At 40.5% G+C, this 14,822-nt stretch carries 14 protein-coding genes; 3 read left to right on the top strand and 11 right to left on the bottom strand.

The window, feature by feature from the left end:
• Window positions 1–206 precede the first annotated feature (206 nt).
• A complete protein-coding gene (locus tag ABJD64_RS01615; protein ID WP_348176732.1) occupies window positions 207–2,147 on the bottom strand; it encodes a toxin-antitoxin system YwqK family antitoxin in 1,941 nt (646 codons plus the stop codon).
• A 224-nt stretch (window positions 2,148–2,371) separates the two neighbouring features.
• On the opposite strand from ABJD64_RS01615, the gene ABJD64_RS01610 reads away from it, so the two are divergent.
• Genes ABJD64_RS01610 through ABJD64_RS01600 form a run of 3 tightly spaced genes read left to right on the top strand, consistent with a single transcriptional unit; the run spans window position 2,372 to window position 6,811 of the window.
• Window positions 2,372–2,767, top strand: coding sequence for a BlaI/MecI/CopY family transcriptional regulator (locus tag ABJD64_RS01610; protein WP_348176730.1), 396 nt, complete (start codon window positions 2,372–2,374; stop codon window positions 2,765–2,767).
• A complete protein-coding gene (locus tag ABJD64_RS01605) occupies window positions 2,742–5,057 on the top strand; it encodes an FtsX-like permease family protein (protein WP_348176728.1) in 2,316 nt (771 codons plus the stop codon). Before ABJD64_RS01610 ends, ABJD64_RS01605 begins: the two co-directional genes overlap by 26 nt.
• A 29-nt stretch (window positions 5,058–5,086) precedes the next feature.
• Window positions 5,087–6,811, top strand: a complete 1,725-nt coding sequence (locus ABJD64_RS01600) for a M56 family metallopeptidase (protein WP_348176726.1) — start codon at window positions 5,087–5,089, stop codon at window positions 6,809–6,811.
• Window positions 6,812–6,881: 70 nt separating this feature from the next.
• On the opposite strand, the gene ABJD64_RS01595 is transcribed toward ABJD64_RS01600, so the two are convergent.
• The 10 genes from ABJD64_RS01595 to ABJD64_RS01550 form a co-directional block, all read right to left on the bottom strand.
• Window positions 6,882–7,331 (bottom strand): SRPBCC domain-containing protein, encoded by a 450-nt coding sequence (locus ABJD64_RS01595; RefSeq protein WP_348176724.1) that lies wholly within the window; start codon window positions 7,329–7,331, stop codon window positions 6,882–6,884.
• Between the two features lie 61 nt (window positions 7,332–7,392).
• Entirely contained in the window at window positions 7,393–8,220 is an 828-nt protein-coding gene (locus ABJD64_RS01590; RefSeq protein ID WP_348176722.1) for an RNA polymerase sigma factor, read from the bottom strand.
• Between the two features lie 81 nt (window positions 8,221–8,301).
• Complete coding sequence (locus tag ABJD64_RS01585; protein WP_348176720.1) at window positions 8,302–8,790, bottom strand: hypothetical protein; 489 nt, start codon at window positions 8,788–8,790, stop codon at window positions 8,302–8,304.
• A gap of 26 nt (window positions 8,791–8,816) precedes the next feature.
• Window positions 8,817–9,587, bottom strand: coding sequence for a DUF695 domain-containing protein (locus tag ABJD64_RS01580; protein WP_348176718.1), 771 nt, complete (start codon window positions 9,585–9,587; stop codon window positions 8,817–8,819).
• Between the two features lie 181 nt (window positions 9,588–9,768).
• The gene (locus tag ABJD64_RS01575) at window positions 9,769–10,641 is read right to left on the bottom strand and encodes an EamA family transporter (RefSeq protein WP_348176716.1); all 873 of its coding nucleotides are present in this window, start codon (window positions 10,639–10,641) and stop codon (window positions 9,769–9,771) included.
• Window positions 10,642–11,130 carry a hypothetical protein gene (locus ABJD64_RS01570; RefSeq protein WP_348176714.1) on the bottom strand — a complete coding sequence of 163 codons (489 nt, stop codon included), beginning with the start codon at window positions 11,128–11,130 and terminating at the stop codon, window positions 10,642–10,644.
• A 49-nt stretch (window positions 11,131–11,179) separates the two neighbouring features.
• Window positions 11,180–12,733, bottom strand: coding sequence for an amidase (locus tag ABJD64_RS01565; RefSeq protein ID WP_348176712.1), 1,554 nt, complete (start codon window positions 12,731–12,733; stop codon window positions 11,180–11,182).
• Window positions 12,734–12,895: 162 nt separating this feature from the next.
• Complete coding sequence (locus tag ABJD64_RS01560) at window positions 12,896–13,285, bottom strand: VOC family protein (RefSeq protein ID WP_348176710.1); 390 nt, start codon at window positions 13,283–13,285, stop codon at window positions 12,896–12,898.
• Window positions 13,286–13,457: 172 nt separating this feature from the next.
• Complete coding sequence (locus ABJD64_RS01555; protein ID WP_348176708.1) at window positions 13,458–13,922, bottom strand: hypothetical protein; 465 nt, start codon at window positions 13,920–13,922, stop codon at window positions 13,458–13,460.
• A gap of 196 nt (window positions 13,923–14,118) precedes the next feature.
• Window positions 14,119–14,523: a hypothetical protein gene (locus ABJD64_RS01550; RefSeq protein WP_348176707.1), complete on the bottom strand. Its 405-nt coding sequence runs from the start codon at window positions 14,521–14,523 to the stop codon at window positions 14,119–14,121.
• Window positions 14,524–14,822 lie beyond the last annotated feature (299 nt).

The raw sequence follows: 14,822 nt of genomic DNA, 5'->3' as shown, positions 1-14,822 counted from the left end.
TGGTCAATGTTTTTAAGTAGGCGTAGTTTAACTGGAGTAGTTTGTTGCTGGGTATTGGTTAAGTTAATCAAAAAGAGCGTTTATCTCATTTGCTGACATTGTTGACAGGCACATATCAAAAACAATTTAACCCTGTGATCACCTTCAGGTTCTAGTTGTTCAGGTTACCAATTCCAGCACCTTTTAATGAGTTGAAATAATCGAAATCATAATAATCTCTCACTGATCAGTTCTCCATCTTCATAAATTTCCTCTTTAGCCTCTCTTCCTAATTCACTCCAAAAAATTTGTGCACCCTGTTTTTTGTCATTTTCGTAATTAATCTCGCATTGTTTAACCCCTGATTCATAATACCAGATCCATTTTCCAAGTCGCTTGCCATCTTTCCAGGCTCCTTCAGATTGCGGGAGGCCGTTCGCGAAATAGATGGTGCCTTTCCCGTCAAGTTTCCCATTTTTATAGTTGAGGTCCTGACTTATCACAATTGAGTTGGGATGAAAGATCTGCCAATTTCCATGACGTTTCCCTTCTTTAAGTTGGCCTTTTTCCATTTCTTTTCCTGATTCGGGATAATAACTTACATAATTACCTTCACCGTCTTTGATCAACTGCTCGCTTTCAGACCAGGCATTTTGAATGATGAATTCATTATCTTTAAAAATGGCCTCTTCTTTGATACTTCCATCAGGAAAATAGCTTATCCAATCCCCAGTCCTATCTCCATTTTTCACCTCTCCTTGCTGAGTCAGGTTTCCCCCATTGTCATAATTTTTATAGGTCCCATTTCCATCCCTGACCAATTGATTATTATTCTTACCCCATACTTTCCATAACTTCAATTTCTCATCTGTTAGATGTTCCAATTCCTGTATTTGGTTCCCTTTTTCATCCCAAACCTTCCAAATGCCTGAAGGTTTTCCATCAACAAAATTGCCTTCTGCACTTTTTACCCCATTTTCATAATACATGGTCCAAAGTCCTTGTTGCCTGTCTCTTTTATAAATTCCAGTTTGGCTGACTTGGCCATTTTCAAAATAGTTACGAGAAATTCCATGTTTTCTTCCATTTTGGTAAACGGAGGAATCTGCAAGTACCCCATTTGGATAGAAAGACTTCCACAGTTGATCGAATAAACCATTGTTATAGTGGCCAATTTGCATTATAGTGCCGTCTTCATAGTACCATTGCCATTCGTCGGATTCAATCCCATTCTTGTATTCGGCCATGAGATAGAGTCTTCCATTTTCGTGATAATAAAACCATGAACCTTCTTCTAACCCATTTATATATTCTCCTTCTGATCTTGTTTGGCCATCTTCATAATAATATTGTTGCCTGCCAGATACACCTTTTGATAAACTATGCCAGGATAGACCAATGACGGCTAGACAGACTAACACCAGAGGTAATCTAAGCTGGACCTTTTCCGGCCTGACATCGGCTAACTTCAGCACGTCATTTGGGATTGGGCGAAAGGCAAATTTGTATCCGGCAAAAGTGGCCATAGCATAAAAAAGGATATCCATTGGATTGAATGATTCCATATAAATCGCTTGGATTGTATCACCATCAAGAAGCATAAGGGTTTCAATAAATCCGAGATATTCTGCTTCGGCAATAAAGCCGACTTGGCTAAAAAGATTGCCAAGAGCACAACCAAGAAAAGCAAAGAAAGAGCCTATAAAACCAAAGATTGGGTCTATTCCTGCACCAAAGAAGCGTATGCCTCGTCCTACTAAATAGCCGACACCAATTGCCATGTACACAATTTGATATTGTGTACTAACTGTAAATACAGCCCACAGCATGGCACATACAATGGATAGAAAAAACCCTCCTATGATAGCATATGAAATATCTTGATATGCCCGATACTTTTCGACAATTTCATCTGGTAACTCTGAAACAATCTGCGTGGTTAGTTTGTTTTCGACTTCAATATTTTCAATAACCGATTCATCATGATCAAAGTGCTCACAGCTGCCATCAAAATCAGCCACTTGGTCGGTAAGTGTACAGACTAGGCCGTGATCAGGATTAAATTTACGATTATGGCATTTTTTACAGAAACTGAGGTGTTCATCGCGTGTCATCGAATTGAGAGTAAGGTGTGAAATGAAAACAATTTGAGTTAGGTCTATTTTCAAGAATAATCATTTTCACAGCCTCGTCAAAATTAACTTAAAAGAAGACGACATTATTTGAACGTTTCCATTAGTGAAAGGAAAAATATTTTTCCCATTCGGTCATTGAATTTTCAAGTAAGGGAAGGAAATAACTTATAATTACGTTGAATAACTTATAAATAAGTTTGTAAACTTAATATTAAGTTGCAATATTGCATAGCTGATTAAATTAAACTCATATAGCAATGGTCACTTTAACTAAGGCAGAGGAGAAAATCATGAAGATCCTCTGGGGTATCGAAAAAGGTTTTATCAAGGATATCATCGACCGGTACCCCGACCCTAAACCGCCCTACAATTCAGTCTCGACAATCGTGCGGGTGCTGGTTCAGAAGGAAATCGTGGGCTATACTGCTTATGGCAATTCACACCAGTATCATCCACTGATTACAAAAGACGAATACAGTAAAGGACAGCTGTCCCGGTTGGTGTCAGATTATTATAGTAATTCACTCACCAAGGTGGTCAATTTCTTTTCGGAGAGCAAGGAGCTGGATGAAAAGGAACTAGACGAAGTAATGAAAATGCTTGAAGAACTAAAATCGCAGAAAAACGATGAGACAACTACTCAGAAGAATTAGTAGAAATAAAACAGGTTTTCTGATCGGTCAGTTTTCTTTGATCCTGGGTATTTCTTCCAGCTTGATTATTTTCTCATTTGTAGGCCTGCATAAGTCCTTTGATACATTTTACTCTGATAGCCAAAAGGTTCATAGAGTATTAAGAACGGAAGCTGACGGGCGAACAATTGCTTTAACGGAAGGAACACTCAAAGAAACCCTCATTACAAATTTTGCTAACGTTTCTGTCACTCACTTTATGAAAACACCTGTTGATATCACCTTTGAATATAAGGATATCGCATTGACAGAATCTAGTGGATTATGCGTGGATACTGAATTTTTCAACGTTTTTGATTACCAGTCAATAAAAGGAGATATTAGATCAATACTTTCTCATCCCAACTCCCTTGTACTCACAGAATCGTTGGCAAAAAAGATATTCGGACCTTCAGCATTTGAACTAGGCGAAACGGTTTACTTACAGATGGGGCGCAACAAAGTCCCTGTGACCATTACGGGTATTATTGAAGATAATCCTACAAATGCCAGCCTCGAATTTGACTACTTAATTTCAGGAGCCAGTACCATATTCTGGAATGTTCAAAGTCCGTGGACTGTGTTCAATACCTTTCTAAAAACTAATACGGTGTCGGAGACACGCGTCATTGACGAATTTCTTAACCGAGATAAAAATTCTCAGGTGGCCTACACATTACAGGGAATCACTGACATTCACTTGAGCGAGGCATCAGAATTTGACGTCTTTGCCAAGTTTGACAAAACATATTTGACCATTCTGATCTCGACAGGATTCCTCATTCTTCTAGTCACTCTTTTCAATTTCCTTAACCTCTCTTTTACTCAGGTTCTTTCCAGAATCAGGGAGATCACAACTCGCAAAGTACTGGGAACAACCAAACGTGCCATCATCAAGTCTCTTTTTCTAGAGACTCTAACGGCAATTATTTTTGCAGCTGTTTTATCCGTCGGTGTTATACATTTAATAAAGGGGCTCATTCATGATTCTTTTGAATTTGATCCATCTCAGTTTCATAATCCTGTACTACTCTTGTCTTGCTTTGTAGGTGTTTCTCTTTTCATCGCTATTCTTATATCTATGATTACCTTTCAAATATTTCGGTATGACACGCAAAAAGGCTTGAAGGGCAAGTGGCACACCGGAGACAAGGCTATTAACCTGGGAAAATTGCTTCTGACTTTGCAGCTAATGGTTACGTTATTCTCCATCACCTATGCTCTTGTGATTTATCAGCAAACCAATCTTTTGAAGGAGACCGAAGTTGGATACTCCTATCAAAAGGTCCTGACCATAAAGCGACCAGATAATATAGCATTTGATGACTGGCAAAACCTTCGTCAATCTCTTTTACAACACGCTGTTGTACAATCCGTCGGAATGGCTGTGTTCCCTAGCATTGGAGAATACAATTCTATGTCGTTGAAGAATCTTGACTCACAAGAGAATCATCGCATTTACTGGATTGGTGTTGATCAAGATTATATTCCAACTTTAGAAATTGATCTACTTTCAGGAAGAAATTTTAATGGTGATCTCGAGTCTGATAAGCAAGGGGTAATCATTAACGAAAAAGCGCTGGAACTCCTTGGTGGAGAAGAATCTATGGCCAGCACATTTCAGTTTAGACGTAAGCCTGTTCGGATCATAGGCGTGGCCAAAAATTTTCATAGTCGCTCATTGAAAGAAGAGGTTTCACCTGTCATGATGACATTGAACAATCCAATGGCCCTTAGAAATATGATGATACGCTATTCAGGAATCAATCAAAATCAGATGAGAGAATTACTGAATAGTACATTGGAGAACCTTAATATGCCAACAAACCTGGTTGCTCACTTTATGGAAAACGATTTTAATCAAAAGTTGCTAAAAGAAGAGCATGTGCTTTCCGCTGTGAGCAAAAGTTTTTCGCTGATAGCGATAACCATTAGCTTCCTGGGTCTTTTTAGCTATCTGGCTTATACTGTTGATCAAAAGAAAAAGGATTTCAGCATAAGAAAAGTCTTAGGAGCCACACTAGCAAATAACTGGAGGTATATCATGAAGGAGCAATTCGTAGTTTTGTTGGCAGCAACGGTTCTTTCTACCCCTGTGGCGCTATATTTTCTGGACCAATGGAGAAGCCAATTTATTTACCAGGTAAACTTCAGTATCCCTCATCTGTTTATGCCAATGTTGGCGGTGCTGATATTGATCATGGCAATCGCCTTTGGATTTTCTTTGAGAATCTATAAAACCAGCCCAACGAATTATTTAAGTGAAGATTGAAGATGTCTGAATATTAAAAAAGTAGAATAATGGATAAGATCATATTATACCTAGTGGAATCCAGCGTCATGCTCATCTGCCTCTATGCCTGTTATCTCGTCGTGCTAAGAAAGGAAACCTTCTTTTCGCTCAACAGATTCTATTTGCTTTCAATCGTGGCTTTTAGTCTTATTTTCCCTCTTTTGAGTTTTGATTTTGATCCTCCCAAAGTAGCTGTGGTACAACAGCCGATAGAGGAAATCAGCAAAGCCCGATTGTCCTATTATGATGCCTTTGAAGAATGGTCCTATCAGAATCACTCCGGGCTTATCAACGCGTCCGAGGCCGACACGACCTTACTCATAACAAATCTAAACGGAACCCAATTGGGTATTTGGGCCCTCGTCTCTATCTATTTGATTGGTGTGGTAGTCTGCCTGTCTCGGACGATTTGGACGATACAGTGGATCTATCGCCTTGTTCGTGACAATTCTTGTGAGCACCACGACAATCTCACAATAGTGAAGGTGGGTAGTCCAATCGCGCCATTTTCGTTCATAAAATATGTGTTTGTGCCTGATGAAATGATAGGCTCGTCAGAGTTCGATCATGTTCTCGCTCACGAACGTACGCATGTCCGACAGCGGCATTCTTTAGACTTAATTATTGTTCAACTAGTAGCGGCCTTTCTCTGGTTCAACCCGGTGATCTGGCGGCTCATTAAATCTCTAAAAACAGCACATGAATATATAGCAGATAACAATATAATAAATGAGGGTTATTCCTTAGTTGAGTACCAGACCTTGCTTTTGAGACAATTGATCAGCAACAACTCATATGGGTTGGTTCACAATTTCAATTTATCATTTATAAAAAAGAGAATAACCATGATGAAAAACAAAAAATCAGGATTTATGGGCAAAGTAAAAGTAGCTCTGGTCCTTGTATGCGCAACAGCTTTTAGTGCGGTCGTTGTACAGTGCAATTCAATAGCCGATGAACAACTTTCAATAGCATCAGAAGGTTTGGTAGCCCACAGTTTGACAGATGAAGTAAACCTACCAGTCATAGCTGGACGGGAAGGTGTCTATTATGCTTCAGAGTCAGACCTTGTTAATTTCACAGTTGTTGACAATCAACTGACTATAAATGGCGCCAAACACGAAATAGATGAAATAGCCAAAGTGATCACTGCTTCAGGATTAACGCAAAATGGCATTATTGCGCTCAGAGTAGATCGAAATCAAAAAATGAATATGATTCGTGCGATTCAGACTGAGCTGAGAAAAATCAACAGGCGTAAAGTGCTTCAGTTGGGCATGTCAGCCCTGGGGCAAACTGTCGAGTCTCCCATGTTGCTTGCACCAATGAAAGGGCATAATATCCCAGGAGTTCCTCAGTTGCCTCATATAGATGAAGCCTATGCTGCGGCGCATGACATTGACATTCTAAAGATTTATCTAGGAGAACAGGCTGACGTAATGATTCAAGAGGAAGTCTATGACTTTGTAAAAGAACAGATGGCTAAAGGTAAATCCAACTATGTGGTAAACACTAAGTTTGGTGATTCGGATACATATGGCTCTTACTTACAAAATTGGGTCTATATACAAGAAGGGTTCAATAAAATCTATCAGGAAAGAAGTCAGTCCATGTTTGGCAAAAACTATTTAGAACTTGATAAGGAAATTCCGTTGGAAAAAGAACAATATGATGCAATCAGAAAAGGTATACCCAGAGCTATTTCGATTGCTGAACCTGACGAGAATTGCTGAGGCGTAGGCTAGCTTAATAAGGAATCCACATTAAGAATGATAGAAAGAGCCCTTTCGGGCTCTTTTATTGTTAATCCTCGACACCATGCGGACTCCCAATTCCGGTGTTTAAGTAAGAACTCAAACTGCTGAGAAAATGATCCCAACCGCTCTGGCAAATCTCGTAGCATTCGAATGCAGGCACCAGCCCTTTATGAGCAAAAGTGATCTTGCTTCCTTTTTCGATAGTTTCAATTTTCCAACTCATTGTGGTTCCCACCCATTCGTCCTTTAGGATGAGTTCCGGAATGTCTATGAATGCTTCTGTAACCAACCAATGTAAAACCTTGTTCGGTTCTGCTTTGGTAATTTTCATTGTTTTGTATGTAGTCTCCCCAAACCTAACTTTTAGTTCGTCATCGATTTGCTCAGTAGGGTTAGAATGAACCGTCCACCACTTATCGACCTCTTGCGTAAGGGCTTTGTAAACTGATTTAGCACTTGCAGAGACTTCCAGTACTTTTGAATAACTTTTTGACATAATCTTCTAATTTGATGTATATCATTTTAGACGATTGAGCTATCAAAAACGGTCGGACAATCTATTCGATCTCACCGCAAATCTTTTCTGTCGGCGGATAATTTTTGTCCTGTGCAAAGTCTGTTTGCTGGAGCAAATAGTCATGGAGCTGATGGCTGCTACTATTCAAGGGGTCAATTGCCTTAATCAATGTTGCTCTTAGCTCATAAAGCTTCTCTTTGGAAACATCATTGGCCGATGCTACAAGCTCCAACTCATTAACTTTACGTAGTGTCTCAGCTTTAGAATTACCACTATTGCTCAACTCCGTGCATTTCCAACAGGCTCCTGTTTTATTTATAAGCGTACAATCTTCATCAAAAACACCCCGCATAGTTTTCCTTCCATTGAGCAGCAAATGTTTTACCGACCCTATGGTCTTGTTCAAAATGATTGAAATTTCCGCCACCTTGAAATCGTAAATATCAGCAAGCATCACTGCAATATGCCGTTCTAGCGGTAGGTATTTCATGACACAAGTAAAGCAATAATCTATGTGATTTTTTATCTCATACTTTCCAAGACCTGAATTATGATAAACCTCCATCGTCTCTTCTTGAAGTTTATGAGATTCCTTAATCGACAAGCTACAGTTGTCTTGAGCATTCCGTGCCCACCTTTTTTTTGCCTTGTGATGATCCTTCGCCAGATTAGTAGCAATAGCAAATAGCCAGGTTCTGAAACTCGAATTTCCCTTAAATGAATCTATCTTTTTGAAGGCCTTAATGAAAGCTTCCTGTGAAAGATCCTCGACATCCTTTCTGTTTGTAACCAGTCTGTAAATGAAAGATTTAAGTTTGGGTAGATTCTCCTTATATAGGTTCTCAAACTCCTTCTCCGATATTTTCATTTGCTTGTCTTCGTTTAAGGCAGGGGTATGGTAAAATGATCTGTTTTCAAATCATTGAGGTCTTAAGTGAAAGCTCCAATGTCAATTGTTGGCCATGGTTTCGATTTTTAATTTTCTAACCAACTGATCAACCTCCACTAAGATAGCGTTGCGAGCTATATTATAATCTTTGCTGATGGGAGGCGTTCCATTCCATTGTTCTGCTTGAACGGGAACCTCAAAGTCAGGAAGAGAGCAGTCAAAGGTCACAATTTTATCGGCTTCCCTCACATCATCTTTGGAGACCAGTTGAGGTTTCCATTGGTCTACATCAAAGCCATCTGCACTTAGACCACTGACTGTTCCATCTGTAAGTACTTCATCAGGCTCCGTCCCTCTGAAAATCGCTTCATAATTCAGTCCTTCTTCTTTAGCCAACTTGTTGAAATGAGCAGCGGCAATAGGGCTTCTGGCTGCGCCGTGCGTGCACACAAATAAGACCGTTTGTTTTTGCTCTTCTGAAGGCTTCTTTTGGGAGCAGCTGAAAAATAAGGAGAGGAAGAAAGCGGTAGTTATTGTTCTTTTAATCATGGTGTTTGGGATTTGGTCTGACCATTTTATTCTTTGATAACGATAGTCTCCCAACCATCATAATCGCCTTTGAATTCCTCAGCCCTTCTTCTTAAATCCAATGTCAAACTGGATATCTCATTTGGTGATACAGGGTCATTGCGTGATATGTGAAGTTGAAAAGGCAATTCGGAACCGCCTATTTTATCTTCTCCTTCTACCCTAAACCCTTTCTTTTTGACGTATTTAAGAAACATTTTTTTGCTCTCTTCAGTCGCGAAGTATAGCCAGTGGTCTACCTTTCGAGACTTTGTTAAGTCATCTCCAGCCTGTTGCAATTGCATCAAGACTTTTTCATTGGCCATATATTCTTGTGTCACCTCATTTGGATAGAGGAATTGCAGATATGCTTCCCAATGGGCATCAGTTTTAATATTAACATAATACTTATATGCCGCAAACTTCGTTTGATACAGCGTGATAAGTTCTTCTCTAATCAAAGATGTATCGCTTACATATAAATAATCCAAACGTTCGCATCGGTAAGTAAACGTTCCTGCAAGTTCAATTTTTGTTAATTCTTGTAGTCTCTCTCCAACTGCGTCAGAAATCTCATAAAGATTTTTAAATTCTTCAGCATTTGGGAATCCATCATCACGACAATTTTCAATTGTCACTCCAGTAATGAGCACAAATGGTAATTCAGCCTTAGGTGCAGAGTTTATTAAATCCATGTTAACCGTGGTAGAGCCTGAACCATTTTCATATTGAGCCATATATACGTCCCATTTTCCACTTTGAGCCAAGGATTCGCTCATAGCAAAAAGAAGGTTTACCACAATTGATAGTGCTATGGTTGGTGTTAAGGAAGCTGATTTCATATTGCTACATAATGGTCAGGCACATCTAAAACCCGAGTGAGTTTTTGTTAATTTGTTCAAAATTATCTGATTCAAATGCCCTTACCAAATAACCGTATTGGACAAAGCGTGTTAAGAATCATTTCGCCAAATAGATCAAACTACCTCCTACGACCGAAATGGCTATTCCGATGACTTTTGGCAAACCCATTTTTTCTCCCAGCAATTTATAACCCAGAAAGGCACCAATTACAATGCTCAACTGCCTGAGTCCACCTACATAAGTAGCCTTACTCATGGTCAGAGCCGTCAGTATAAGGATGTATGTAAAACTGTTGAAAAAACCGACCTGGATAATTTCAGAGCGATTGAGACTCCATTCTTTTTTAATTTCTTCTTTGTCAAATTTGAGAAATGTGGTTGTATTGTATAGGATTGCCACCAGAAACGTATACAAATAGAAATACAAAAAGGGTTCCATTTTGGAAATAGAAATCTTGTCCCAAAGTGTATAACCGGCCACGGCCAGGGCTGCCAATATCGCGTAAGCACTGCCTTTATTATTCACATTTTTGACAATGGTCTGAATCCCTCGTTTGTCCAGTGACTCCATATGCATGACAAAGGTCCCAAGCAAAATCATCAGAATAGCAGATAGGCCTACGATATCAATCCTTTCATCAATAAAGTAAAAAGCGATGATGGGCAGAAAAAGGATACTTGATCGAGACACGGGATAAACCAAAGAAAGGTCGCCATGTTTGTAGGCGCTAGCCAGGAAGAAGTAATTCAAAAAAGTAATAGAAGCAGCCACTGAAATGAGTAGCAGAAATTCCATTTTGAACCCGGTAGTCATTAAGAAGTAGACCGCAGGAATCGAGAAGATCGTAATCTCTGCCAGTTTGCTCAAGGCCGTGAACACATGCTTGTTCTGTGAGCTCTTAATCAAATAATTCCAATAAGCATGAGTGAAAATGGAAGTCAGCACTAAGGCGAAAGGAAGTGTATCCATTTATAAAAATGATAATTCAGGCGACCAATTAGCTAAGGCATACTTTTCGGTTTTCTGCAGCAGGTCAATTTGTTTTCGAATTTCAGCAACATCCCCCGCATTCAACGGTTCGAAGTCATCATAGAATCCGGTCTCTCGAAACGGAAATGAACAAGCCTCTCCGTACTTCTGAATCTTCGCGCTTTTGGTTCTACCATAAATATGCACATGCAAAAAAGGTCCTTCGGGTTTGAACACCCCCCAGTTGCCATTGTCCTGGTAGTTGAGTCTGCCAATGTCAATGCCGCGGTTTGCTAGCCCGGTGGTCATGGCCTCTCCTATCAGCATGGTCAGGTACATTTGTTCAATGGCCAGGGCCGGCGTCAGCAGTGTGCGGTCGTTCAGTCGGACCTTTGGGTTGATGGCAATGTGCCCGCCATCTTCTCTGGATACCAGCGGTCGTTCTTCCGCTTCTACCACAAAGTTTTGTGTTTCAAATATCAGGCTCATAAAATGCTAAAAGCAGTTGGTAAGGATAATTACAGTCATGGAGACCTATTTACTTAACGGTATTTTTCTGAGTTTGGATGAGCTTTGGGGCTTTTCTGTGTTTCGTTCCCTGCTCGTAACTATAGGCCAACTTGATTAGGGTGGATTCGTCGTACATTCTACCCAAAAACTGAAGTCCGGCCGGTAAGTTGCCCGGCACAAAACCCATAGGTACGGTAAAGGCCGGCTGGCCGGTATGGGGCGCAATGACCTGATTGTTGTCTCCGCCGTATTCTTCTTCGAAAAAATCTATTCGTGCAGGTTTCTGATTCCAGGTCGGGTATACAATGGCGTCCAATTTCAAAGAATCCATTACATTTTCGATGGCTTCGCGAAAGGCAATTCTCAACTCGTCATTGTAGGCATCCTGGCACTCTGGTCCTTCACCCCATCTATCATTTTTCTCAGCAGATCCTGCCAAGCGATCTTTTGAAAACCGGGAAGTAGTTCCGATTCTAATGACATCCTCCAGGGTTTTTAAAGTATCCCTTTTGACATAAGTCGCCAGGTAAGACTCGATATCCGTCCTAAACATGGAACACCATTGATTTTTTCTCAAAGTAGAAAAGTCAGGAATGTCGATTGGATCAATGATTTCAGCGCCCAATGAATCCAAATCCAAAATCGCTTTTTCAAATAAGGGCTTTATATCCGGATCAATACCGTCTTCGCTGAGTTCTCTTAGTACACCTATTCTGGCTCCTTCCAGTCCATTTTTAATGAGAAACTGCTGATAGCCATTTCGGATTTTACCTTCCGCATATTTGGTAATTGGGTCCTCAGGGTCATAACCTGTCATCACTTCCATGACTCGCGTGGCATCCTCTACCGTACGGCACATCGGACCGACTACATCATTTCTGAGAAAAAGCGGAGCAATGCCATTTCTACTGATCAAGCCAAGGGTTGTTCTAAAACCCACCAGGGAACAATGAGAGGAAGGACCCCGAATAGAATTCCCTGTATCCGTACCTAGCCCAACCGTTCCAAAATTGGAAGCTACGGACGCTGCGGTGCCTCCGCTCGAACCTGCGGGCACGTGATCGAGATTGTAAGGATTGCGTGTGATACCACCGGTAGAACTTTCAGTGTGCATGGGAGAAAAAGCCCATTCTGCCATGTTGGATTTGGCTATAATTATTGCACCGGCTTTCACTAGTTTTTTCATAATAAAGGCATCCTCCTCTGGTATAAAATCCTGAAGCGCGAATGCGCCGGCGGTGGTTGGGAGTCCCTTGGTATTGATGTTGTCTTTTACAATAATAGGGATGCCATGTAGCGGACGAAGTGTTTTTGTATCGCGAAACTCATGGTCCAGTTCTTGGGCAATCGACAATGCATTCGGATTGATCGTGGTCAGCGCATTGGTCTCTCCATCAAATGCTGCTATGCGATCCAAATAGGCAGTCACCAATTGTTCGCTGGTGTAGCCCCCTTTTTCATACGCTGAATGTATTTCGGCTATTGTTAGTTCTGATAGGTTTATGGGCGCTATTTGATTTTGGCTTTGGCATCCCAATCCTCCCACGACTAAAGTGAGCAAGAAGAGTTTGGTTCTTAACATGTTGTTTATGGGCTATGTTGAAGGCCTGGATATGGTCATGTGCCTTCCCAGATCTTAATCAGCCGTCAAGATAGCAAAACCGCTTCATTTTTGCTGTTCATCTTCTCCTGAGGGACTACTGCAATTACCTATGTCTTGATTGATATGGATAGTAGTGTAGATTTACTCCTGTCCTGTGAAGATGGTCTTTTCATCCACAAAGCAAATCGGGTTTTCAAACGGATCATTTGCATAAAAAAGTGTTTCGCCCCAAGGCATCTGCTCGATTTCGCCAAGAGATTTGCAGTCCAGGTCCTTCATTTTGTCAAATACTTTTTGAATGCTTTCTACAGCTATATATATGTACTGGTTTTCATGAAACTTCCAACCTTCCCCGCATTCATCGCCGTCTACCACGGGGTCGTAGCAGGCTAAAACTGTTCCTCCTAAATTAAAGTAGTGTCTACCTGGTGAAACTCTTATTCCTTTTTGCTCTAATATTTTAGAATAGAAATCTTCGGCTTTCTCAATATCGTTTACCGGTAGGATAATTCTATAAAGTCGTTGATTCATCTCCATCTATTTTACGTATAAAAAGTCAATCTCTTAGTATTCTAGCTGATCCAGGCTTTTGGGTTTAGTGATTGAGGGTTGGATAACACCTACCTTTTCGCAAACGTAAAATTGAGGCGGCTTGTGCAGGGCTTTGAATGAAATAAATTCATGTGTCGTCTTGTAATAGCTTTTACTTTGATTCAATCCTATATCGCCACTTTTTCTTGTGATATCTTCCACCAACAATTAGTGCAGTGACGCCCACAGAGGATGAGACTGTGCCTAAGAAATTAAAGGCTCCAGTTAAATCAATATAACCCTTTGCCTGACCCGACGCAGCATGGATAAAAAAAATAGTGCCAACCGTCACAAATATTCCACCCGCGACTTTTGAAAGTGTCGTTTTTCGTTTTACCCTTGAGATGTTTGCTAAGGTAAAATGAATCTGGTTCACCTTTATCGTTGAGTCGTTTAGGATCTCCAGTTTGCCTTTTGAAAAAGGGCCCTGGATATCGTGCACAAAAACCACTTTTCCTTCTTTAATTTTCCGGGTCACATTGGTTTTTTTGTTGGTTATGACAAGGAATTGGGTCTGACCGTATAATTCGGTAGTCACTAAAAAACAGACCAGAAGAAGTGCCAGGTTAGGTCTCATTTTGGAAAGGTTTACTCTAAAGTTAATCAATTTTGAGGAGGAAATATGTCTGGCAGCGAGGTTTTCAAATACGCTATCTCATATCCGTCTTCAGTTAAAAGACTGTCTGAATTCCGCCGGTGAAACATCAGTCTTACTCTTAAATAACCGGCTGGACGATTGGGGGGTTATTGCGATACAAAGGAGGGTCTCTTGCTCATTTCCACTGTCGAATCCTCCGTTTATTGAATAGCGTTTTCCTAAACTCAGAAGGCTGCTTGTCATTCATCAATTTTACCGGTCCTTTCTCTTCGATCAACTCGTTAAAATTCGCTTCGCGTTGCGCATACTGCTCTTCATTAGAGAAGGTTGTAATGAGCATCAAGTCGAATGGTTCGCCTTCATCCTTGGGTACCTCTAGTATTTGGTAAGAATGGATGTATCCCTTTTCAATGGCCATCTTTCGAAGGACCAACCAATTGTTTTGGTAATAATAGGTCGCTTCTTCTTTGTTGTCATTTAAGATTTGAACAAAGCCTATGGTCGTTAGTCTCTCCTCTTTCTGCCCATAGCTAGTGAAGCCAATAAACATGAGGGCTAAAAATATAAATACTCTCATCATTTCAGATTTTAAGTGGAACAACCGATACCAGCTTCAAATTAAAAAAAGGGAGGCAATCTTCCATTGGCATATCACCAGAATACATTGATCTCTTGTCGGACTGCGCTTGGTAACCCACAGTAGGCCTCAGATCTTCGCTCTCGTCATGCGGAGGAGGTCAGGAAATTTATTTTTTCCTTCCCGCCACATGGATTGCTTCAGGAAATTTATTTTTTGGCCCGCGCCACGTGGATAATTCAAGGAATGCAAATTTTTTCCCTCTCGTCACGTGGATAACTCTAAGAAAAATATTTTTTGGC

The sequence above is a fragment of the Reichenbachiella sp. genome (genome assembly GCF_039944555.1).
Classification (GTDB): domain Bacteria; phylum Bacteroidota; class Bacteroidia; order Cytophagales; family Cyclobacteriaceae; genus Reichenbachiella.
The sequence above is the reverse complement of the archived record's forward strand: the minus strand, read 5'-3'. Positions and strand labels throughout refer to the sequence as shown.